This is a genomic window from Paracidovorax sp., assembly GCF_057642795.1.
Genome location: NZ_JBXYZY010000027.1, coordinates 14,168 through 37,405 on the forward strand (window position 1 = coordinate 14,168; position 23,238 = coordinate 37,405).

The 23,238-nt window shown below is 65.7% G+C and carries 17 protein-coding genes and 1 other annotated feature; of the genes, 7 read left to right on the top strand and 10 right to left on the bottom strand.

What is annotated here, in order from left to right; genetic code table 11:
- Positions 1-34: 34 nt before the first annotated feature.
- Entirely contained in the window at positions 35-379 is a 345-nt protein-coding gene (locus AC3A84_RS09460; RefSeq protein WP_487969379.1) for a DUF2147 domain-containing protein, read from the bottom strand.
- Between the two features lie 238 nt (positions 380-617).
- On the opposite strand from AC3A84_RS09460, the gene AC3A84_RS09465 reads away from it, so the two are divergent.
- From AC3A84_RS09465 to AC3A84_RS09480, 4 genes are all read left to right on the top strand, one after another.
- Positions 618-1,274: a TetR/AcrR family transcriptional regulator gene (locus AC3A84_RS09465; protein ID WP_487969381.1), complete on the top strand. Its 657-nt coding sequence runs from the start codon at positions 618-620 to the stop codon at positions 1,272-1,274.
- Positions 1,275-1,976: 702 nt separating this feature from the next.
- Positions 1,977-4,403 carry a two-component system response regulator gene (locus AC3A84_RS09470; protein WP_487969383.1) on the top strand — a complete coding sequence of 809 codons (2,427 nt, stop codon included), beginning with the start codon at positions 1,977-1,979 and terminating at the stop codon, positions 4,401-4,403.
- Between the two features lie 150 nt (positions 4,404-4,553).
- On the top strand, positions 4,554-4,715 hold the full coding sequence (locus tag AC3A84_RS09475) for a hypothetical protein (RefSeq protein ID WP_487969385.1): 162 nt from the start codon (positions 4,554-4,556) through the stop codon (positions 4,713-4,715).
- Positions 4,690-4,805 (top strand) — a sequence feature (AL1L pseudoknot). (Overlaps the previous gene by 26 nt.)
- A 315-nt stretch (positions 4,806-5,120) precedes the next feature.
- Entirely contained in the window at positions 5,121-6,110 is a 990-nt protein-coding gene (locus tag AC3A84_RS09480) for a GGDEF domain-containing protein (RefSeq protein ID WP_487969387.1), read from the top strand.
- A gap of 220 nt (positions 6,111-6,330) precedes the next feature.
- Here the strand turns inward: AC3A84_RS09480 and AC3A84_RS09485 are convergent, their stop codons facing one another.
- On the bottom strand, positions 6,331-6,606 hold the full coding sequence (locus AC3A84_RS09485; protein WP_487969694.1) for a hypothetical protein: 276 nt from the start codon (positions 6,604-6,606) through the stop codon (positions 6,331-6,333).
- Between the two features lie 72 nt (positions 6,607-6,678).
- Here AC3A84_RS09485 and hemA point away from each other — a divergent pair, with 72 nt between their 5' ends.
- The 3 genes from hemA (at position 6,679) to queF (ending at position 10,125) form a co-directional block, all read left to right on the top strand.
- Positions 6,679-7,995 (top strand): glutamyl-tRNA reductase, encoded by a 1,317-nt coding sequence (gene hemA, locus AC3A84_RS09490; protein ID WP_487969389.1) that lies wholly within the window; start codon positions 6,679-6,681, stop codon positions 7,993-7,995.
- Between the two features lie 146 nt (positions 7,996-8,141).
- Positions 8,142-9,245, top strand: coding sequence for a peptide chain release factor 1 (gene prfA, locus AC3A84_RS09495; RefSeq protein WP_092939103.1), 1,104 nt, complete (start codon positions 8,142-8,144; stop codon positions 9,243-9,245).
- Positions 9,246-9,258: 13 nt separating this feature from the next.
- Positions 9,259-10,125: an NADPH-dependent 7-cyano-7-deazaguanine reductase QueF gene (gene queF, locus AC3A84_RS09500; RefSeq protein WP_288510085.1), complete on the top strand. Its 867-nt coding sequence runs from the start codon at positions 9,259-9,261 to the stop codon at positions 10,123-10,125.
- A gap of 25 nt (positions 10,126-10,150) precedes the next feature.
- Here queF and dinB read toward each other — a convergent pair whose 3' ends face one another.
- From dinB to AC3A84_RS09540, 8 genes are all read right to left on the bottom strand, one after another.
- Positions 10,151-11,368, bottom strand: a complete 1,218-nt coding sequence (dinB, locus tag AC3A84_RS09505) for a DNA polymerase IV (protein ID WP_487969392.1) — start codon at positions 11,366-11,368, stop codon at positions 10,151-10,153.
- A gap of 202 nt (positions 11,369-11,570) precedes the next feature.
- The gene (locus AC3A84_RS09510) at positions 11,571-12,128 is read right to left on the bottom strand and encodes a group I truncated hemoglobin (protein WP_487969394.1); all 558 of its coding nucleotides are present in this window, start codon (positions 12,126-12,128) and stop codon (positions 11,571-11,573) included.
- Between the two features lie 65 nt (positions 12,129-12,193).
- Complete coding sequence (locus AC3A84_RS09515) at positions 12,194-13,141, bottom strand: DUF3034 family protein (RefSeq protein ID WP_487969396.1); 948 nt, start codon at positions 13,139-13,141, stop codon at positions 12,194-12,196.
- A gap of 136 nt (positions 13,142-13,277) precedes the next feature.
- Positions 13,278-14,234: an EamA/RhaT family transporter gene (locus AC3A84_RS09520; protein WP_487969397.1), complete on the bottom strand. Its 957-nt coding sequence runs from the start codon at positions 14,232-14,234 to the stop codon at positions 13,278-13,280.
- A gap of 94 nt (positions 14,235-14,328) precedes the next feature.
- Positions 14,329-15,552: an FAD-dependent monooxygenase gene (locus AC3A84_RS09525; protein WP_487969398.1), complete on the bottom strand. Its 1,224-nt coding sequence runs from the start codon at positions 15,550-15,552 to the stop codon at positions 14,329-14,331.
- Positions 15,553-15,664: 112 nt separating this feature from the next.
- The gene (locus AC3A84_RS09530; protein ID WP_487969400.1) at positions 15,665-18,958 is read right to left on the bottom strand and encodes a sensor domain-containing protein; all 3,294 of its coding nucleotides are present in this window, start codon (positions 18,956-18,958) and stop codon (positions 15,665-15,667) included.
- Positions 18,959-19,118: 160 nt separating this feature from the next.
- Positions 19,119-22,043 carry an aconitate hydratase gene (locus AC3A84_RS09535; protein ID WP_487969402.1) on the bottom strand — a complete coding sequence of 975 codons (2,925 nt, stop codon included), beginning with the start codon at positions 22,041-22,043 and terminating at the stop codon, positions 19,119-19,121.
- 514 nt (positions 22,044-22,557) lie between these two features.
- Positions 22,558-22,857 (bottom strand): H-NS histone family protein, encoded by a 300-nt coding sequence (locus AC3A84_RS09540; protein WP_487969404.1) that lies wholly within the window; start codon positions 22,855-22,857, stop codon positions 22,558-22,560.
- Between the last annotated feature and the right edge of the window lie 381 nt (positions 22,858-23,238).

Sequence of the window (23,238 nt, forward strand, 5' to 3'; positions counted from 1 at the left end):
TCGGGAGGAGAGGAAGCTCAGGGCAGCGAGGCGCTCAGGACCCCGAGTTGCTGGGCGCACAGGCCGGCCCGGCCGGAAGGGCCGCCACGCGCTGAAGCTGCTCGGTCTGACCCAGCGCTTCCACGCCCACGAAGGCGCGGATACGCATCGCATCGCCGTCAACGCGCACGGCGCCGCGGTATTTCTTGTTCTCGCGCGGATCGAAGACCCATCCGTCGCGCCAGGCGTCGTCCGCATAGCGCGACAGCTGCGCCACGCGCACGTTGCAGGTGCTGGCCGGCGTGGCGGCGTCCTTGTCCCAGACGATGGTTCCGCAGAGGGCGCCCGGCTGGTCGGCGCAGGGAGCGAACCGGATCACGGCGTCGCGTTCGGCCGTCATCCAGTTTCCTTGGGCATCTGCCGGCCCGACCGCCCGCGCCGGCACCGCCACCACACAGGCCGCAAGGGCCCACAAGCAGATCGGAGACTTCATGGAATGCACCTTTCTTGAGCTGGAACAAAGCAACGTTACATAGTGATGACTACTATATAGTCATAACTACCATTTCGCAACCAACCTAATACGAGGACAATCCCTGATGTCACAGCACCCGCAGCCTCCCCCTACCCGCCGCCCCATGCCGCCCGCCCGCCGCCCGTCGCCCTCGCTGACCGCCAAGAAACAGCCCGCGCAGCAGAGGGCGACAGAGACATACGAACGCATCCTGGAGGTCACCGCGCAGACGCTGGCGGATGTGGGCATCGAGCGGCTGTCCACCAACTTGGTATGCGAGCGCGCAGGCCTCACTCCGCCGGCGCTCTATCGGTATTTCCCGAATAAATACGCGCTGCTGTCCGAACTGGGAAAGCGGCTGATGCACGCGCAGAACGTGCGCGTAGGCCGCTGGATCACGCTCGAAGTGTTCGCCGGTGGCGTGGAAAGCCTCGAGCGCGCGGTGGAGGGGCTCATCCTCGACACCTACGAAGCCACAGTGCAGACCGTGGGCGGGGTGTGGATCATGCGAGCGTTGCGGGCAGTGCCCGTACTGCAGGAGGTGCGCCTGGCCTCCCACGCAGCCGTCACGCAAGAGCAGGTGCAACTGCTCGCGCAGGCTCTGCCCGGAGTCGATCCGGCCGAGTTGCAGCTGCTCAGCCGCATCGTCGTGGAGCTGATCTACGCCACCGTGGAAATGATCTTCGACGAGCCTCTGGACGTGAAGGCCGTCGCCCGCACGGTCGCCGGCATGGTCGCCAGCCAGCTAGGGAAGATGCCGCCCACACTGACGGTGCGATAGCGGGGGGGGAGCCGGCCGGGAATGGCGCCGCCTACCGCGACAGATCCGATTCCCACTGACCCCCGGTGTTCGACCTCCCCGCCTCTTCTGAGCGGGAAGAAGCATTGATCGCCATGACCATGACTGGAGTGCAGCGCCAAGAAGTGGCGTGCTGATGCGGAACCCTGACCACGGGAGAAGGTGGCCGGCGATACCGCTACAGGCCCGATGCGAGCTGTAGTGGGCCCGCCCAATGGACAAAAGGACTGCTGCGGCGCACCCCGCTGGGTGCCGCTCCGTCCATAGATCAAGCGAACACCCGGTGCGACCTCTTGGAAATCACAGCACCCCTGAACCCACAGTACCGGCCGTGTGAGCTGCGCACTGTCCTCACAGCACCTGGGACGCACCCCGCGACGCCACCCAAGCGGCATCGCCCGCCTCCTACTTTCGCTTTAAATCCCCTTTGGACTTCACCATGAAACCGGCTGATGCTTGTCCCATTTCACGATGCAGCCCCAAAGTGCCCGGCGATTCACTGTCCTGATTCCAGTGCGTTGTATGGCACACCAGACGCATTGCACGAAATTCGATCCAAAAGCGTCATGACTGCCACGGAAAGCCTGCATGAAGCAGGCAAAGATTTCAGCCAGGTTGGTGCACACTACCCAAAGCCAACCTGATTGAAAGTCCAGCCTCGTTCACGACCAAGAGTAGCCCGCCATGTTCATTGCAGATCCCGCGCCCCCGAACCACCATGACGAGCAACCCGAGCATATCCTCATCGTTGATGACGACGTACTGTGCGTTCGCGCGCTGTATGCGGTGGTCTCTGACTTGGGGAAAGTCGCCTTTACCACTCAGGCGAGCGACGCCATGCGCTTGGCAAAAGAGTTGCGGCCGAGCGTTGTTTTGCTCGACATCTCGATGCCAGGGCGAGACGGTTATCAACTTTGCGCCGACTTGAAGGGCAACGCAGAAACAAAAGACACGGCAGTAATATTTATCACGGGTAACGATAGCTTTGAAAAGGAATTAAAAGCTTTTGAGATAGGCGCGTCTGACTTCCTGCCAAAACCTTTCAATCCGCAATTGGTTAAGGCGAGAGTGCAAGTGCAGCTGGCTCTACGCAGGGAGCGGAGACGCCTTGTAAGCGCTCAGCGTGATCTGGACCATGTCGTTAAGAACGTGCCGGGCCACATTACTTTCTGGAACAGCGATCTGTTGTGCCAGCTGTGTAACGACCATCAGGGGCGATGGTTCGGCGTGCCTTCCGATGGTTTTAAGGGCAAGGCGTTGGTGGACGTACTGGGCGAGCATGTTGCGCAGGCTGTCGCCCCCCCGCTGAGCAAGTTGTTGTTGAATGCCGGGAGCGAGAGCTCCGTGACGACGGAAGAGAGCCTTGCACTGAGCTGCATTTTTGCGGACGGCAGCAAGCGGCATATTCATGCTTCGATTGCCTTGCGCATGGATGCACACAATCGCTGGGGTGCATTGCTGCTTTTGACGGATGTCACGGAAGTCCATGCTGCACAGGCCGCCCTCGTCGAAGAGAGAGCCCGTGCAGAGGTCATTCTCCGCTCCATCGGCGACAGCGTGATTGCGACCGATGCAGAAGGCCGCATCACCTACATGAACCCGGTGGCAGAAACAATGACCCAGTGGGATTCCACCGATGCGTTGGGCCAAGCGATTGAAGCGGTAATGCCGCTCATGAGCAACGATGATCATGCGCGTTTGCAAAACCCGATTCGGATAGCGCTCAGACAAGAGCGAACGGTAGGCATGGCACTGGACACTGTGCTGATAACGCTGGGAGGCAACCGTGTCACCGTCGAGGATTCTGCCTCCCCCATCAAGGACGCCGAAGGCAAAATATCGGGCGCAGTTATCGTTTTTCACGACGTGAGTGAAGCGCGCGCGATGGCCATCAAGATGACCCATCTTGCGCAGCACGATCAACTCACCGACTTGCCGAACCGCCTGCTTCTGGCCGACCGCATATCCCAAGCAATGCGTTCTGCATCGGCTGGACATGGCTCGCTGGCGCTGATGATCCTGGACTTGGACCATTTCAAATTTGTCAATGATGCTCATGGGCACCATTTTGGCGATTTGATTCTTCGGACTGTGGCTGATCGGCTGACAGCCACCTTCAGCCCTGACACCACCATCAGCAGGCAAGGCGGGGATGAATTCATGATCCTGCTACCCGAAATCAACTCCCCCGAAGAAGCCCGCCAGTTGGCACTGAACGCCATCGACGCGGTGTCCTCGACGATCGTGATTGATGGCGCCGATTTCCATATCGGCTGCAGCGTGGGAATCAGCGTTTACCCTGACGATGCACTGACTCGCGAAGACCTTATGCGGCACGCTGACTCGGCGCTATACAGGGCCAAATCGGACGGGCGCAACCGCTGCAGTTTCCATTCGGCCTCCATCGAAGAGATGCTCATGCAGCGCAGCCGCATGGTGAAAACCCTGCGCTCCGCGATAGATGGAGGAAGAGTAGAGGTGCACTATCAGCCGCAGATTGAAGTCCACAACCAGCGGGAATATACCGTTGAGGCCCTTGTGCGGCTTAGGGATGAAGCTGGAGACTTGATTCCTCCATCGGAGTTCATCGCATATGCGGAGGAAACCGGACTGATTGTCCCCTTGGGTCGCGCCGTGCTCCTGGATGCATTCCAGCAGATTTCAAATGCCCAGGCAATCGGCAAAAATCTGCACGTGGCCATCAATGTCTCCATCGTAGAATTTGCAAGGCCGGATTACCTCCAATCGCTCTGCGACATGTGTGCTGCGCATGGAATTGATCCGGCATGCATAGAGCTGGAGATTACAGAGGGCCTGTTGATGAGGGATGCCGAAAATCTTCGGAATCTACTCGAACGTCTGCGGACTCACGGATTTCGCATCGCCCTTGATGATTTCGGCACGGGATATTCGAGCCTGGCATACCTGAGTCAGCTGCCAATTGACGTGCTAAAAATCGACAAGTCATTTGTAGCGAGCTTGGCAAGCTCACATCAAAGCGTATCCATTGCCACGGCAATCATTCAGCTGGGCAAGAGCCTGCACATGGAGTTGATTGCTGAAGGAGTAGAAACCCAAAGCCAGGTCGACCAGCTTCTGAGCATGGGGTGAACGGGATGCAGGGCTACTTCTACGCAAAGCCGATGCCGGCTCATGCACTGATGGCCTGGCTTCAACAGAGAAGCAGCATTCAAACTCGTGGGTAGCTCCCTGAACCACTCCGGTCGTTGGGTAGCCCCTGGCTCCTGAGAGGAAAGAGCCATGAGCAAGCATTCGATTCATTTTTCACCCGAAGTGGCCGATGGCGTCACCACATCGCATTTCAAGCGCGTGAAGAAAATCGAAGGCGAAGTGCGTGAGCTGCGCCCCCCCCCCGCTCGCCCCTCCCACTGGCCTGCGCTTTATTGCTCAGGCGCCGCTTGATCACCACCTGCAGCCCCGACAGGTTTCATCGGTCAGCGTCGACAGGCCTACGGGGTCGAGTCGATCTGCAAGGTGTTGCAGATCGCCCTGCAAGGCGGGTGGCGCCACGCCGCCAGGGGGCCCCGGCTCATGCCGCGCGGCCGCTGAATGCGAATATGGCCCGTGAAGCGCACATCCCGCGCGGGTGGCATGCCAACATGCAGGTCTGCCGCGGCGAGAGGTTTTGGAAGCGGCCCGACCGCGAAGGCATCGCCATTGCCCACTCCAGGGTTGAGTGGCTGAGGCGGCCCCACGATTCTCGGAGCGAATCAGTCAGTATGGGACCGGGCATGAAGGGCTATCTCAAGAAACACCACCGCTGGGCGCAGAATGGCAACGTGATCAATTACTCATCATTGCTCCACGATGCTGCATACGCTTGAAGCTGAACGCGCCAACTTGTTGATCGTGGATGATGATGTGACCGTCATACACGTGTTAGCCAAGGCGCTTGCGGGTATTGGCAGTGTCCGGTACGCCCTCAACGGAGCCGACGCGCTGCGTCTTGCGGAGAGTGATCCCCCGGACGTGGTTCTGCTGGACGCTCACATGCCAGGCATGTCGGGCTTCGAGGTCCTGGAGGCCATGCGTTCCCGGCCGGCGTTAGAAGACGTGCCCGCCATCGTCATCACGAGCCACAGCAGTCAGGAGATGGAAGAGGAAGGGTTGGCGAAAGGCGCTGCGGATTTCATTGCCAAGCCTTTCCATCCGGCCATTGTTGCTGCGCGTGTGAGAACCCAGCTTCGACTCAAACGCGCGCTCGACAGATTGCGGCAGATGTCATCCACCGATGCCCTGACGGGCGTCGCCAACCGGCGGGCCCTCGATGAGACCCTGCTGAAAGAATGCAAGCGCGCGCGGCGCAGCAACACGCCTCTCTCGGTGATTTTGCTCGACGTGGACCACTTCAAGAGCTTCAACGACACCTATGGCCATGGAGCAGGAGATGAAGCGCTGATCGCCGTCACAAAGGCCATGCTGGAGGCCTGCAACCGCCCTGCGGACCTGGTTGCCCGGTACGGGGGCGAGGAGTTCACGGTGGTGCTGCCAGGCACAGACGAGTCAGGGGCATTGGCGGTTGCAACCAAATTGATGCAAAGAGTCAATGACAAGAAGATTCCACACTCAGGGTCCTCCTATGGACTGCTGACTGTTTCCATAGGCATCGCCTCCTTCGCCCCCAATGCCCCTGAGCGGGATGAATCCACTGAGCTGCTGCGAGACAATGCCGCCATCCCGACGGCCCATCAGGTCGCAAGCGCATTGCTCAAAGTTGCAGATCAGGCTTTGTATGTCGCGAAGCAGACCGGACGCTCCAGAGCCATCTTGGGGCAAGAAAGCGGCGACACGGTGTAGCCACTTCAGAGATGAGGACCACGCGGTGCCATACCGCCACCTGCGAATCTCCGGCGCTGCGTGTTCTCCACGGCGGGCCGCCGTCTCCTGTGCAGACACCGCCCGCTTGCCTGCAGACATGGTCACGATGGGCTCCCCTCCCACGCAGCCGGGACTGACGCCGGCACGAGGCGTACGCAGCGCGGGCGTACCGCGGCGAGCCACGGTGGCGGCAAAGGCCCTACCGCCAGCCTCGTAAAAGGACCCACTGCGTGCCGGCGCTGCCCAGCACCAGGGCGGCGTAGGTGAGCATCTTGCCGTCGCGCCCCAGCCACACCAGGCCGACGACGATGAGGGCGCAGCCCACTACGAAGTTGATAGCTACCTGCGCAAGCACACCGCGGGCTGCGGCGCGTTTTCGCAGGAAGAGCTTGCAGCCCAGCACGAGCAGCACCGCCACGGCGAGGGCGGGCAGGAGCAGGTTGAAGAGGTGGTTGGCGGCGGACAAGGGGCCCATGGACATGACGCAGATCAAGGCTTGCGCGGGTCGCGCTGCCTGGGAATGCAACAAATTTTATAATGCAGGCTTATGGCAGTCTGGGCACTGGGCATCAACCACACGACCGCGCCGCTCGATCTGCGCGGTCGTTTTGCGTTCGCGCTCGATCAGATAGCGCCCACGCTGCAAGGGCTGCGCCAGTCGCTGGGCGGCTCGCAGCGGCATCCGCAGATCGAGACGGCCATCATCTCCACCTGCAATCGGACCGAAATCTACTGCGCCGGCCAGCAAGCGGCCGTGGATCACACGCTGGGCTGGCTGGCCGAGAGCGGCGGCGTGAGCCCTGCGCTGCTGCGCTCGCACTCCTACACGCTCGAAGACGGTCTCGTCGCGCGCCATGCCTTCCGAGTGGCCAGCGGTCTCGATTCGATGGTGCTGGGCGAGGCACAGATCCTCGGCCAGATGAAGGATGCGGTGCGCGCCGCCGAAACCGCCGGCGCCCTCGGCACCACGCTCAATCAGCTGTTCCAGCGCAGCTTCGCCGTGGCGAAGGAAGTGCGCACCAGCACCGAGATCGGCGCGCACAGCATCAGCATGGCGGCCGCGGCCGTGCGGCTGGCCAGCCAGCTGTTCGAAGACCTCTCGGACATCAAAGTGCTCTTCGTGGGCGCGGGCGAGATGATCGAACTGGCGGCCACCCACTTCGCGGCGCGCAACCCCAAGGCCATCGCCATCGCCAACCGCACGCTGGAGCGCGGCGAGAAGCTCGCCACCCGTTTCGGCGGCGAGGTGATGCGCCTGGCCGACCTGCCCGAGCGGCTGCACGAATTCGATGCCGTCATCAGCTGCACGGCCAGCAGCCTGCCCATCATCGGCCTGGGCGCCGTGGAGCGGGCGCTGAAGAAACGCCGCCACCGCCCCATGTTCATGGTCGATCTGGCCGTGCCGCGCGACATCGAGCCCGAGGTGAAGGCGCTGCAGGACATCTACCTCTACACGGTGGACGACCTGGCCACCGTGGTGCAGACCGCCCAGGCTAGCCGCCAGGCCGCCGTGGCGCAGGCCGAGGCCATCATCGACGCGGGCGTGCAGAGCTTCATGCACTGGATGGACCTGCGCAGCCCCGCAGCGGGCGCGGCCTCCGGCGCCGCCGTGGTGCCGCTGATCCAGCAGCTCAACGCCCAGGCCGACGAGTGGCGCGCCGCCGAGATCGCCCGCGCCAAGAAGCTGCTGGCCAAGGGCGAAGACCTGGACGCGGTGCTGGAGGCGCTCTCGCGCGGCCTCACGCAGAAGATGCTGCACGGCACCATGGCCGAGCTGCGCGCGGGCGATGCCGAAGCGCGCGCCCAGACGGCGCAGACCGTCTCGCGCCTCTTCCTGCGCTCGCAGACCAAGAGCAGCCTGTAGCGGCGCTCTCTCGCCGCGGCCCGCAGCGCAGCACGCGCCTGCCGGCGCTGCAGGATTTTTCCAAGCCGAATCGGCCTCTGGCGCTTGCTGCAAAAGCGCCACCCGCTACGAAATACGTAGCAAACCCCTTCTTCCTTCCACGTCCGATGAAACCCTTCCTCAGAAGCCAGCTGGAGCGCTATGCCCAGCGCCTCGAAGAACTCGACTTCCTGCTCTCGCGCGAAGACATCATGAGCGACATGGCGCAGTACCGCACCATCTCGCGCGAGCATGCCGAGGTGACGCAGATCGCCGGCCGCTACGCCCGCTACCGCCAGCGGGAGGCCGATCTGGCCGGCGCCCGCGAGATGCTGGCCGACCCCGACATGGCCGAGATGGCGCAGGAAGAAGTCACCACCGCCGAGGCCGAGCTGGTGCAGCTCGAAGACGAGCTGCAGCGCCTGCTGCTGCCCAAGGACCCCGACGACGCGCGCAACGCCTTCCTCGAAATCCGCGCCGGCACGGGCGGCGACGAATCGGCCCTGTTCGCGGCCGACCTGGCACGCATGTACACGCGCTACGCCGCCACCCAGGGCTGGAAGATCGAGATCATGAGCGCCAACGAAAACGAGATCGGCGGCTACAAGGAAGTGGTGCTGCGCGTGGAGGCCGGGGCTGGTGACGGCCCCTCCGGGTCCGGTGCCTACGGCGCGCTGCGCTTCGAATCCGGCGGCCACCGCGTGCAGCGCGTGCCCGCCACCGAAACGCAGGGCCGCATCCACACCAGCGCCTGCACCGTGGCCGTGATGCCCGAGCCCGACGAGCACCAGGCCATCACGCTGAACCCGGCCGACCTGCGCATCGACACCTTCCGCGCCAGCGGCGCGGGTGGCCAGCACATCAACAAGACCGACTCGGCCGTGCGCGTGGTCCACCTGCCCACCGGCATCGTGGCCGAATGCCAGGACGGGCGCAGCCAGCACAGCAACAAGGCCAAGGCGCTGCAGGTGCTGCAGGCGCGCATCCAGGAAAAGGAGCGCAGCGAGCGCGCCGCCAAGGAGGCCGCGCTGCGCAAGGGCCTGATCGGCTCGGGCGACCGCAGCGACCGCATCCGCACCTACAACTTCCCGCAGGGGCGGCTGACCGACCACCGCATCAACCTCACGCTCTACAAGCTGCTGGCCGTGATGGAAGGCGACCTGGGCGACGTGCTGCAGGCGCTGGCCCATGCACGCGAGGCCGAATTGCTGGAAGAGCTGGAACGCACCTGAAGGGACCGACGCCATGAGCCAACACAACGACAACACCCCCGAACAATCGCAGCTGGGCAAGACCTCGGCCTATGTCGATCAGTACGACCCCTCGCTGCTGTTCCCCATCCCGCGCGCGCCCAAGCGGGCCGAGATCGGCCTGGACGGCGCGGCCGCCATGCCTTTCTTCGGCGCCGACCTGTGGACGGCCTTCGAGCTCTCGTGGCTGAACGCGCGCGGCAAGCCGCAGGTGGCGCTGGCGCACGTGACCATTCCCTGCGAGACGCCCAACATCATCGAGAGCAAGTCGTTCAAGCTCTACCTGAACAGCTTCAACAACAGCCGCTTCGCCGATGCCGCCGAGGTGCAGGCCCGCCTGCGCGCCGACCTGAGCGAAGCCGCCTGGCGCGGCGCCGCAAGCCCCGCCACCGTGGGCGTGAAGCTGCTGCTGCCCGAGCTGTTCGACCGCGAGCCCGTGCACGAGCTGGACGGCCTGCTGCTGGACCGGCTGGACATCGAATGCACGCGCTACACGCCCGCACCCGAGCTGCTGACGGCCGCGCACGGCGAAGCGCCCGTCACCGAAACGCTGGTCAGCCACCTGCTCAAGAGCAACTGCCTGGTCACCGGCCAGCCCGACTGGGGCAGCGTGCAGATCCGCTACAGCGGCCCGCAGATCGACCAGGCCGGGCTGCTGCAGTACCTGGTGAGCTTCCGCAACCACAACGAATTCCACGAGCAGTGCGTGGAGCGCATCTTCATGGACGTGTGGACCCGCTGCCGCCCGATCAAGCTGGCCGTGTATGCGCGCTACACGCGCCGGGGCGGGCTGGACATCAACCCGCTGCGCACCAGCCATCCCCAGGCGCTGCCGGCCAACGTGCGCACGGCACGGCAGTAAGCCGCTCAGCTCAGCTCAGCTCCGTTCAGAACAGAACGGCATTGGTGCCGATGCCGCCCGGCAGCTGCGCGCCGCCGCCCGCGCCCTGGGCCGCAGCCGCCTGCGCGGCCGCCTCTTCGGGCAGCAGATTGCCCACCCGCACGCCCAGCAGGCGCAGCCGCCGGTCCAGTGGCACGCGCTTGAGGCACTGGCCCGCGGCGCGGCGGATGACGGCGGGGTCCTGCGTGTAGGCGTCGATGGTCTGGTCGCGCGTGGCGATCTTGAAGTCGTCAAAGCGCAGCTTGATGCCGATGGTCTTGCCCGCATAGCCCTTGCGCTGCAGGTCTTCGGCCACGCGCACGCACAGGTCGGTGAAGATGCGGCCCAGCTCAGCACGGTCGCGCACGGCGTGCAGATCGCGGTCGAAGGTGGTCTCGCGGCTCATGGAAACGGGTTCGCTTTCGGTCACCACGGGACGGTCGTCGCGGCCCCAGGCGGCCTCGTGCAGCCAGGCGCCGGTCGATCGGCCGAAATGCTGCACCAGCCGCTCGCGCGGCGCGGCCGCGAGCTGGCCGATGGTTTCGATGCCCAGCGCCTGCAGCTTGGCGTCGGCCTTGGGACCCACGCCGTTGATCTTGCGGCAGGCCAGCGGCCAGATCACGCTCTGCAGATCGCCCTCGTGCACGATGGAGATGCCATGGGGCTTGTTGAATTCGCTCGCCATCTTGGCGATGAGCTTGTTGGGCGCCACGCCGATCGAGCAGGTCAGGCCGGTGTCGTCGAGGATGCTTTTCTGGATGAGCCGCGCGAGCGTGCGCCCGCCCTGGCGCTGACCGCCGGGCACGTGGGTGAAGTCGATGTACACCTCATCGACGCCGCGGTCTTCCATCAGCGGGGCGATGGACAGGATGATGTCCTTGAAGCGGCGCGAGAAGCGCCGGTATTCGGCGAAGTCCACCGGCAGCAGCAGCGCCTGCGGGCAGAGCCGCGCCGCCTTCATCATGCCCATGGCCGATCCCACGCCGAAATGCCGCGCCGGGTAGGTGGCCGTGGTGATGACGCCCCGCCCCACGTACTCGCCCAGGCGCGGAAAGGCGTCCACCGGCACCGCGGCGCGATCGCCGCCGAACTGCGCCAGCAGCGCGTCGTGCGCCTCGCGCCCGCCTCCGCCGATCACCACCGGAAGGCCCTTGAGCTGCGGGTAGCGCAGCAGCTCGACCGAGGCATAGAACGCGTCCATGTCCAGATGCGCGATGCGGCGCATCGGTGCTGTGGCAGCAGCTGCTGCTGTAGCAGGTTCAGTCGAAACAGCGGGGTTGGAGGACGGTTGCGCGGTGCTCACCCCGCCATTGTGCGGGCGGTGCGGGGCGCCTGCCGGCGCCGGCGCGGAGCTTGACAAAAGCCAGGGCCTAACCAGCCGCTGGCGCGCTCGGGACCGGCGCACCCAGCTATCGAAAAGAGAGCAATCAGCGCACCGTGATGATGTCGCGGTGCATGGGCGCCAGCAGTGCCAGCAGGCGGTTCTGCTGGGCGAAGGGAATGGAGCGGGCGTCCATGGCGTCCTGCAGCACCTCGACCAGGGCGTTGAACTGGGCCTTGTCGATCTTGAGCTGGGCGTGGGCGTATTTCATGTCCGTGCCGTCGTATTCGCAGGGGCCGCCGGTCAGCACGCAGATCTGCGCGGCGAGGCTGTCCTTGAGCGCCTGGGGCCGCATCTGCTTGAAGGAGTTCTCGAACATGGGGCCGATGCGCGGGTCCTTGAGGGCCCTGTCCACCATGTCGCCCATCAGCGCGGCGATGCCGGCTTTTTCGCCCAGTGCCTGGTAGAGCCCTTCGGGCGCGGGGCCGCGCACGCCGGCCGCCTCCGGCCCGCCGGGGATGGGCACCAGCGCAGGGGCGTCGGCCGCTGAGGCGCTCGCCGCCGGGACCGGATCAGGTGCCGTCTGCGCAGCGGCGGTGGCGCTCGCCGCCATCAGCGCGGCGGACACCAGGGTGGCGGGCAGAAAGGCGAAGAACGTGGGCATGGCGACTCGCAGCAGGGAAGAACGGGAAGGCCGAGAAAGCGACGGCATGGACTGCGCGGCCCTCATCAGAAGCCCCCCTGGGCGGAGATGTACCAGCCGGTCTGGCGCCGGTCGCGGGTGATGCCGGGCACGATGCGGCCCAGATCGACGTAGGCGAGCGTGAACGAGAGATTCTTGCTGGGCGCCCAGGCGACGAAAACGTCCTTCCAGTCGTCCTCGCGCAGCGCGTCGCCCAGGCCCGCCGCCTGGCCCAGCGCGCGCAGGTTGTCGGGCTTGAAGCGGTATTCGGCGCCGATGGCCAGGTCGCGGCGCAGCAGGTAGGCCACCGAGATCTCGGGCTGCAGCCGGTAGCCATCGCGCCCCGGCGCGGCCGCGCCGAAACCCAGCAGGCCGTTCTGGTTGGCGCGGGTGTAGCGCAGCGTGCCGCTCAGAAGCAGGCTCTTGTCGAGCAGCAGCTTGGTGGCGCTCAGGTAGAAGTCGGTGCCGCTGCGGTCGGTGCCCAGGAAGTCCAGCACGCTGCCCAGCGAGCCGGCGTTGAGGCGCTTGTGCTCGATGCCCACGGCGATCTGCGGGATCAGGTTCTGCGCGTCCAGGATGGCATCGCCCAGCAGCTTGACCTTGACGCCGATGATGTCCATCTTCAGGTGCGCGTTCGGCTCCACACCGAAGGGCGCGATGCCGTTGAGCGCCACGGCGGGGCTGGCGTCGAAGTCCTGCCGCGCCACCGAGATCTCCACCCGATCGTGCACGCCCACGGCCACGCCGTAGCTCTTCAAGTCGTAGTCCAGCGTGCCCACGCGGGTCGCATAGGCCGATACGCCCACCTCGCCCTCGGTGGCGTTGGTGCCGATCACCGCCCAGGGCGTGATGCCGCCGCCCGCCGGGCCGCTCACGGTGCTGACGCCGCCGGTCAGCAGCAGCTTGCCGGTGTCGGCGTGGGCTGGCAGCGCCAGGGCCAGGACGGCGCCCAACACCAATGCGGAAAAAGGGGAGTGCAGTGAAAAGGCAGACATGTGGGGCAGCGGGTGCGGTGGGGCATGTAACCGGCAGCTCGCACGGTGCGGGCGCCATGCGGATGCCGGTCGGTTACCGGAATTTACGCGAAATCCATATATCTCACATTTTCGGCGGGCGGCAAACGCGCCGGCTTTACCGGGCGGGCGGACCCAGCGCCAGGCAGATTCCCACCAGCCCCGCAAATACCAGCGACAGGCCGGCCGTTTCCAGCCGCGTCAGGCGCTCGCGGAATACGCGGCGCGACACCGCATAGCTGAAGAGCACCTCCACCAGCCCCAGCGTGCGGACCTGGGCCACCGGCTGCAGCGCATACGCCGTGAACCAGGCGATCGATGCCAGCGCGCCCATGGAGCCGGCCACCATCGACAGCTTCCACGCCCGGCCCAGGGCACGCACCAGGCCGGGCTGGCGCACCAGCAGCCAGCCGCCCAAAAGCACCGTCTGCAGCAGCTGCGCCCAGAGCACGCCCCAGCCTCCCGCCACCCAGGGCGCCACGCCCTCGCCCAACGCCAGCGACGCGCCGCGAAAACCCACGCTGGCCGTGGCAAAGCACGCCCCCGAAGCCAGCCCGTAAGCGACCAACCGCCCCTGCCCCGCGCTGCCACCGGCCCACAGCAGCCGCAGGCCGCCGCGCGGCACCGACAGCAGCATCACGCCCACCATGGCCGCCGCCATGGCGGCGAGCGCCATGGGCCCGGGCCATTCCCCCAGCAGCACGGCGGACACCAGCGCCACCTGCAGCAGCTCGGTCTTGGAATACGCCACCGCCAGGATGAAGTTGCGCTCCTGCATCGCCAGCAGCACGAAGGCGGTGGCCGCCACCTGCATGACCGCCCCCAGCGCCAGCCAGGCCGCATAGCTGGCGCTGAACACCGGCACCAGCCCCGGCCGCTCGCCCAGCACGCAGGTGCCCAGCACCCAGGCCGCTGCCAGCGGCAGCCCGTAGAGAAAGCGCACCAGGGTGGCGGGGAGCGTGCCGATCTCGGCCGTCAGCGTGCGCTGCGCGGCATTGCGCACCGTCTGCGCCAAGGCGGCCCAGACGGTGATGGGAATCCAGATCCAGGAAAGGGACAGGAGCAGTGACGACATGCCCTGGAGCGTAGCGCTGCCGCCCGCGCCCGCCGGGGCTACCGCGCGCGGATTTGGGCAGGTCTGGCCCAGGCGATGGCGATGGCCTGAGCCGTCAGCAGGGCTGCGTCGCCGCCCTGGGTGCGCCCGCACCGTAGAGCCACGGCAGATCCAGCACCCGCTGCCCGCCCAGGCGCAGCGTTGCATCGCGCGCCCAGCGCACCGGGCCGGTGGCGTGGAAGATGCGGCCATTGCGCTCGGCGCGGCTCTGCACGCGGGCCACGCGTTGCCAGCGCTGGCCGGCGTAGCGTTGCAACCGCTCCGCCATGGGCACGTCGCCCCCCATCGCCAGCGCACCCTGCAGCGCCACGGCGTCTTCGATGGCCATGCCGGCGCCCTGCGCCAGATAGGGGCGCATCGGATGGGCCGCATCGCCCAACAGCGCGACGCGGCCCCGGGCCATTTCATGCGGCCCGCGCACGGGCCGGCGGTCCGACAGCGGCCAGAGGCGCCAGCCGGGGCCGGCCTGCGGCACCGCGCACACCAGGTCCTGCAGCGCGGCGCAGGTGCCGGCCAGGGCAGCTTCGAGTTCGGCCGCATTGGCGGCATGGTCCCAGCTGTCCAGGTTGTCCGGTGGGTGGCCGTGGCGGATGGCGACCACGTTCATCAGTTCGCCCCGCCGCACCGGGTACTGCACCACGTGCAGCCGTGGCCCCAGCCAGGCGGTGACCTGCGCGGTGCGCAGCGCCGCGGGCAAGGCGGACTGCGGCACCACGGCCCGGTAGGCCAGGTGGCCGGAAGTGCGCGTGGGCTCCTCGCCCAGCAGCCGGGCACGCGTGGGGCTGCGCAGGCCGTCGGCACCGATGAGCGCGTCGCCCACCGCCACCCGCCCGCTGGCAAGGCGTACCACGGCCCGGCTGCCTTCGTCGCCGTAGCGCATGACCGCGTCGCCCAGGTTCAACGCATTGGCGCCGCCAGCGGCCTGCGCTGCTCCTAGCAGCAGGCCGTGCAGATCGGCCCGGTGAATGGAGACATAGGCGGCGCCGTAGCGCTGGGCGATGTCCTCGCCCAGCGGCATCGCTGCCAGCTCGGCGCCCGAAAGCGCGCTGCGCACCTGCAGCCGCTCAGGAAAGGCCGCCACGGCCCGCAAGGCCGCATGCAGGCCCCAGTCGTCCAGGCAGCGCACGGCGTTGGGCCCCAGCTGAACGCCAGCCCCCACCTCTGCCCACGCCGGTGCGCGTTCGAAGAGCTGCACCTCGCAACCCGCGCGCGCCGCACCAATGGCCGCCGCCAGACCACCAATGCCCCCGCCCGCAATCACCAATCGCTGTTTCTGCATCCGGCGATTGTGCGGGCACGCAGTGGCGGGGCGCCCTGGCCTGCGTCAAATCTGCGCGGAATGGAGGGCACGGCAGCGCGCCCGCCTTCGGGGCCTGCCGGCCCTCGCGGCATCAAGGCAAAGCGCGCGCCATGGCGGCCTCCAGCGCCTCGGGCGTGTCGGGGCGTCCGAACAGATAGCCCTGGAAGCCACTGCAGCCGTGCAGCTTGAGGAAGGCCAGCTGCCCGGTCGTCTCGACCCCCTCAGCCACCACTTCCAGGTCCAGGCTGTCAGCCAGCGCGAGGATGGTGCGGACGATGGCCGCATCATTGGGATCGGTCAGCACGTCGCGCACGAAGCTCTGGTCGATCTTGACCTGGTCTAGCGGCAGCCGCTTGAGGTAGCTGAGCGAAGAGTAGCCGGTGCCGAAGTCGTCGAGCGAGAAACCCACGCCTTCGTTCTTCAGTTGGGTCATGCGGCCGATGGTGTCCTCGATGTCGCCCAGCAGCATGCTCTCGGTGAGTTCGAGCTTCAGGTGCCGCGGCTCCGCGCCCGTGTCACGCAGCACGTCGAGCACTTCGGAGACGAAGCCGGGCTGTCGGAACTGCCGCGCGCTGACATTCACCGACACGCTCAGATGCCGCGTGTCGGCGCGGCGGCTCCAGCGCACCAGCTGCTCGCAGGCCGTGCGCAGCACGAAGCGGCCCAGCGGCAGGATCAGGCCGGTCTGTTCGGCCAGGGGAATGAACTCGGCGGGGCTGATCATGCCGCGCTGTGGATGGGGCCAACGCACCAGCGCCTCGGCGCCGCAGATGCGCGTGCGCTCGTCCATCACCGGCTGGTAATGCACGCGCAGCTCGCCGCGCACGAGGCCCTGGCGCAGTTCGGCCTCCAGATGCGAGCGGGCGTTGACCTGCGCCTGCATGTGCGGATCAAAGAAGCGCTGCGTGTTGCGGCCTGCGGCCTTGGCCTGGTACATGGCCAGGTCCGCGGGCTTGAGCAGTTCGTCCACGCTGCGGCGCTGGTCGCCAAACAGCGTGATGCCGATACTGGGCGTGCTGTAGTGCTGCTGCGCCCGCAGCTCGAACGGCTCGTTCAGCCGCTGCAACAGGTTCTCGGCGATGCACTCAGCCTGCTCGGCAGCGACGGTGGCGACGGCATCGAGGTCTTCGAGCATCACGACGAACTCATCGCCGCCGAAGCGCGAGACGGTGTCCGTTTCCCGAACCGATGCGACCAGCCGCTGGGCAACCTGGGAAAGCAGGCGGTCACCCATGTCGTGGCCCAGGGTGTCGTTCAGGTCCTTGAAGTTATCCAGGTCGATGAAGAGCAGCGCCCCCAGGTGCTCGCTGCGCTGGCTCGCCGCGCAGGCGCGCTGCAGGCGGTCCAGCAGCAGGCGGCGATTGGGCAGGCCGGTGAGCGCATCGTAGAAGGCCAGCCGCTCGATCTCCTGCTTGGCTTTCTTGCGGTCGGTGATGTCGCGCCGCACCCCGAGCACCCCGGTGACGTTGCCGTGGGCATCGCGGATGGCCGTCTTGAGCGTTTCGAAAGAGCCGGGCGCACCTTCCTCGTCCAGCATCAGCTCTTCCTCGAAGACGAGCGGCGTGGGGGCATCCATGGCGCGCTGATCCTGCTCGTGCATTCGCAAGGCCTGGGCGGGGGACCAGAAGGCGTCGTCCGTCTTGCCCATGATCTCGCGCGCGGAGCGCCCGAGGAAGCGCTCGACTGCGGGATTGGCCGACAGGTAGCGCCCCTGCGCGTCCTTGAGAAAGACCATGTCTGGAATGGCGTTCACCAGGCCGGCCAGACGGCTGCGCTGCTGGTCGAGCTCATGTGCCATCTGCCGCTGCGCAGTCAGGTCGTAGGCGAAGCTCACCACCGCCACCACGCGACCGTCAGGGTCGACCTCAGGAGCGAGGGTGGTGTGGCGGAACTGCGGTCCATCGGGGTAGTCGACGCGGTTTTCGAACACCGCCGCGTGCCCGGCGAAGGCCCGGTCCAGGTGAGGGGTGAGGCGACTCATCGCTTCGGGCGTCATGAAGTCGGCGAACGGCCGGCCTTCCATCGCACCCGGCTCGGACTGCAGCCACCGTGCCTGCAGCGGGTTGACGTACAGCACCCGCCGGTCGGGGCCAATGCGCGCAACGCCGCCGGGCAGGCTGCGCAGCAGGCTGCCCAACTGCAGGTCGCGCCGCTGGACCATCAGCTCCGCCTCGCGCTGCTCGGTCACGTCCGTCGCCACGCCATCCCAGATGACGCGCCCGTCGGGCAACTCACGCGGCGAGGAGCTCATGCGGATCCAGCGCACTTCGCCATCGGTGCGCCGAACGCGCACCACGTTGTCGCTCACGCTCATGCGCCGGACGGACTCCTCTTCCTTGCGCAGATTGTCCTCGCGGTCCTCGGGCAGGATCCGCTCGTAGAGCACGGCGGAGTCGCGCACCGCGTCCTGCACTCGCAAGCCGAGCAGCCGCTCCAGGGCCTCCCCCACATAGACGAACCGGCGCCGGCCATCGTGCTCACGCACGATCTGGTAGGTGATGCTGTCCGGGAGATTGCGGCCCAGCAACTGCAGGCGCATTTCGCTTTCGCGCAGACGCGCCTCCACTTCGCGGGCCTGCAGATAGGGACGGCGAATGCTGGAGATGAACAGCACCTGCAGGACGAGCGCATAGGCCGGCACCCTCAATATGTGCGCGGCGACCTCTCCTGCGGACAGCCCCAGCCGCCCGGCGAGGGACATGGCGGATGAAGCCGCCAGGATCGCCGCTGCGGCCGCCAGGAGTGGACTGCGAGGCACCGGCCTCCTGGTGTCACCGCGCCACAGCAGAATCGCCGCGGCAGACAGCAGGGCCACGCTGAGGCCCAGGATCACGGCCCCCCAGGGGCGCGTCGACGCGTTGGACAGTCGCTCCGGCAGCCCGCCCGCAACGACCCAGACCAACCCGATCGACACGGCACCGGAACTGGCCATCCAGAGCCGCGGCGACCCCGGAAAGCGAATGCCGAGGGCCAGTGTCAGAAAGGCCAACGCCTCTGCCACGCGCGCACAGGTATTGAAGAACGACACGGCTGGCGAAGCCGCGAGTACCGCCGCAGCACTCCCGTTTTCCAGCAAGGGCAACACGGACTGAATGAAGCCGCAGGTACACGCCATCGTGAGCCCCGCCACCAGGCAGTGGAGGCGATGGTCCGGCTCGGGGGCGAGCGCATGCGTGGACAAAGCGAGGCCGACAAGCCCCAGGAGGACGACGACCAGGCCGAACAGCGACGCCAGTCCCCACGAGCCCACCATGCCCGCGCCCAGCATGCGCGAAACGGGCACCAGCAGCAGCGCGAGCGCGCCCACCACGAGTAGCACGGTCAGAGCGGGCTCGTCGGGCAGCTTCTGAGGGCGGGCCGGGGCTGTTACGGGATTGGGATTCATGGGCAGGCCGCGCAGGCCACGGGATTCGTATCGCGGCGAGTGTATAGACGCCCGGACGCACCTGTCCATTGCGCCGGATCAGGTGTTGGAAGACGGCCCACGGCCGCCGCGCCAGAAGTCCGCACCTGCTGCCGGTCCATGACCGGCAGCAGAACGGACTTCAAGCCAACAGCTGGCGCAGCACGTAAGGGAGGATGCCGCCGGCGCGGTAGTAATCCACCTCGATGGGCGTGTCGATGCGCAAGGTCACGGACACCTCCTTGTGCGAACCATCCGCACGATGGATCACCAGGAGCGCCTCACTCTGCGGAGCGAGCGCGGCGTCAGGCAGAACGTCGATCACCTCATCGCCCGTCAGGCCCAGCGACTCCCAGGAGTCGTCGCCCCGGAACTGCAGCGGCAGCACGCCCATGCCAACGAGGTTGGAACGATGGATGCGCTCGAAGCTGCGCGCCACCACGGCTTTGATGCCCAGCAGCTGCGTGCCCTTGGCCGCCCAGTCCCGGCTGGAGCCGGTGCCGTATTCCTCGCCGGCGAAGATCACGGTGGGCGTGCCATCCGCGATGTACTGCATCGCAGCGTCGAAGATCGGCAGCTTCTTGCCCTGCATCGGGCCCTCGCTCTGGAACAGCGTGACGCCGCCCTCTTCCCGCGAGCCGCTATCGAGCGGCGGGAGCATCAGGTTCTTGATGCGCACGTTGGCGAAGGTGCCGCGCATCATCACGTCGTGGTTGCCGCGACGGGCGCCGTAGCTGTTGAAGTCCTGCTTCATCACGCCATGCGCCAGCAGCCACTGGCCGGCGGGCGAACTTTCCTTGATGGAGCCGGCCGGCGAGATGTGGTCGGTCGTGATGGAGTCGCCAAACAGCGCCATGATGCGCGCGCCGCGCACAGCTTCAGAGCCTTTGCGCCCTTCAGCGACCGCCGAATCTTCGCCCTTTGCTTCAATATCAATAGCAAAGTTCTCGAAGAAAGGAGGCTCGGCGATGTAGGTGCTGGCAGGCCATACGTAGGTGTCCCCCTTCACGCCCTTGATCTTGTTCCACAGCGCGCCCGGATCGGTTGCCACCTTGGCGTAGTTCTCCTTGAAGGCCTTGCCGTTCATGGCGTACTTCATCAGAGCGTTGACCTCGTCGCTGCTGGGCCAGATATCGCCCAGATAGACGTCGCGCCCACCCTTGCCGCGGCCCACGGGTTCGGTCATCAAGTCGCGCAGCACCGTGCCGGCGATGGCGTAGGCGACCACCAGCGGCGGGCTGGCCAGGAAGTTGGCCTTGATGTTGGGATGGATGCGCGCCTCGAAGTTGCGGTTGCCCGACAGCACGGCCGCGCATACCAGCTCGTTGCTCGTGATGGCTTCGTTGAGTTCGGGCGTCAGGTCCCCCGCATTGCCGATGCAGGTGGTGCAGCCATAGCCGGCGAGAGCGAAGCCCAGCTTTTCAAGATAGGGCATCAGACCGGTCTGCGTCAGGTACTCAGTGACGATGCGCGAGCCCGGCGCCAGCGACGTCTTGATGTGCGGCTGCACCTGCAGCCCCGCCTCGACCGCCTTCTTGGCCAGCAGGCCGGCCGCCAGCAACACGCTGGGGTTGGAGGTGTTGGTGCAACTGGTGATGGCAGCAATCAGTACATCGCCATTGCCGAGGGTCAGATCCGGGCCCTTGGCCTTGGCGGGCGCCTGTGTGGCGGCACTATCCTTCGCGGCGACAGCGAGCTGCGGCTTGTTCTGCTCCATCTCCACCATAAAGCGGGGGGCTCCTTCGGGCGCGTGCTTTTCGGCGGGCGCTGCAGCATCGCTGTGTGTACCCGGACGGCGCACAGGGTGGCGGGTGGTCAGCAGGTCGGCGGGGCGGTTGAAGCCGCTCTCGACCGCCGGCTTGGAAAAGAGATCGGAGAACTGCTGCGCCACCTTGCCCAGCTCGATGCGGTCCTGCGGACGCTTGGGGCCCGCCAGGCTCGGCGTCACGTCGCCGAGGTTGAGGCGGACCACCTGCGAATAATCGATGGCGCCATCGTCCGGCACACCGAAGAGCCCCTGCGCCTTGAAATAGGCCTCAAAGGCTTCGATCTCGCCCTTGGTGCGGCCTGTGCCCTTGAAATATTCGATGGTTTTCTCATCGACCGGAAAGAAGCCCATGGTCGCGCCGTATTCGGGCGCCATGTTGCCGATGGTGGCGCGGTCGGGCAGCGACAGCGTGCGTGTGCCCTCTCCGAAGAATTCGACGAACTTGCCCACCACCTTGTGGCGGCGCAGGATCTCGGTCACCGTCAGCACCAGGTCGGTCGCCGTGACGCCTTCGCGCAGCCGGCCCGTCAACTCGAAGCCCACCACATCGGGCGTCAGGAAGTAAACCGGCTGGCCCAGCATGGCGGCCTCGGCCTCGATCCCGCCCACGCCCCAGGCCACCACGCCGATGCCATTGATCATGGTCGTATGGCTGTCGGTGCCGACCAGGGTGTCGGGGTAATACACATCCCCCTTGGCGCGATGCACGCCGCGCGCCAGATACTCCAGATTCACTTGGTGGACGATGCCGAATCCCGGAGGCACGACGCCGAAGGTGTCGAAAGCCTGCATGCCCCATTTCATGAATTCGTAGCGCTCTCGGTTGCGCTGGAATTCCAGCTTCATGTTCAGGTCAAGCGCCTTCTTGGTGCCGTAGTAATCGACCATGATGGAGTGGTCCACCACCAGATCGACAGGCACCAGCGGCTCGATCTTCTTGGGGTTCTTTCCCAGTTTCAGGGCCGCGCTGCGCATCGCTGCCAGATCCGCCAGCAGGGGCACCCCGGTGAAATCCTGCAGCACCACCCGCGAAACGACGAACGGAATTTCATCGACACGCGCAGCCGTGGGCTGCCAGCGCGCCAATTGCTCCACATGCTCCGCCGTGACCTTGCGCCCGTCGCAATTGCGCAATACCGACTCCAGCACGATACGCAGAGAGACCGGCAACCGCTGTATGGAGGGAAACTGCTTGGCCAGCGCGGGCAGCGAATACAGCCGCCCTTTCTTTCCGGAAGCCGTGGTGAATGACTTCAGCGTGGATGAAAAAGCGTGCGCGGGCGCTTGGGAGGTGGACATGAAAACTCCTGTGGGACGAGAATTGAACTATCGGGCTTTTAGCTTTTATTTATAGATACTACGGAACTTTGATCGCTGGACTACCGCATAAATCGGCAAACGACTACTGCGTATCTTCCAAGCTTCGCCAATGAATATGCTCGCAGATGAACAGCGTGATCGCATGCTCGCAGTGCATGGCCCTGCTGCAACCATGGCGTCAGCCTCGGCAAGCGACTCACATAGCATTGATCGGAAAAGAGGGGCAGCACGGAACACGCCCTTTGGCACCTGTGAGGCGAACATTCTCGCGCCGAATGCTAAAGGGTGGTGTCAGCGGACGCCTTGCGGCTCCTGTGCCCCCGGAAAATCCAGGAACCCATCCTTCAGAAGGCCCGCCGCCGAGTTTGCGAAATTCCTGGACACCAATAAAAAAAGCCTGCCGTTGCCGGCAGGCTTTTAAGCTTCACCTTGATGCAGCGAGCACGGCCTCAAGCCGCGCCGCACCACCGGTGAATCGGCGAACATCCGCCTATCAGATGGCGAATTGCTCGCGGTTTTCGTTCTGGATCCACTTGGGAGCCTTGCCGCGACCGGTCCAGGTCTGTCCCGTGGCGGGATTGCGGTATTTGGGGGCCACCTTCGTGCCGCTCGTGGAAGCAGCACGCGAAGACGAACGACCTGCGGGGAAAACATCCTGAGCGGTCAGGCCATATTCAGCGACCAAGCTGCGCACTTGCGCAACTGCATCCGACAATTCGCGGCGGCGGGCTTCGCTGATCTGCTGCTCCAAGGCTTCGCGCTGCTTGAGAAGTTCTTTATAGCTGGTGGTCATGGTGTGATATGTGACGCGGTGTGGGAAGAGGCGCCAATTATAGGAAGAATTGTCGCGTACGCTCGCGTCAAAAGCCTGGCCGAATTGCGGAATGCTCGACATTGATTAGCCGACTGCAAAAAGAGGGAGAAATTCGGTAGAGAGGGCGTCGCTTTCAACGTGATCCCCACGCTCCATGCGGTGAAACCCATCCATGAATAGGGATACAGCAGCCGCTCCATCTGCCGCCATGAGAAGCCATACACAGCACCCGCGCAACAAAACAGATGCGCTGCGTCCGTTGATATGCAAGGCTCCCCACGCTTGCGGCAGGTGGACGATTCAATGCAGACGTCAGCCCTTGGGGCGCGGACTCTGGCGTGTTGCTGACCGGCCCGATCC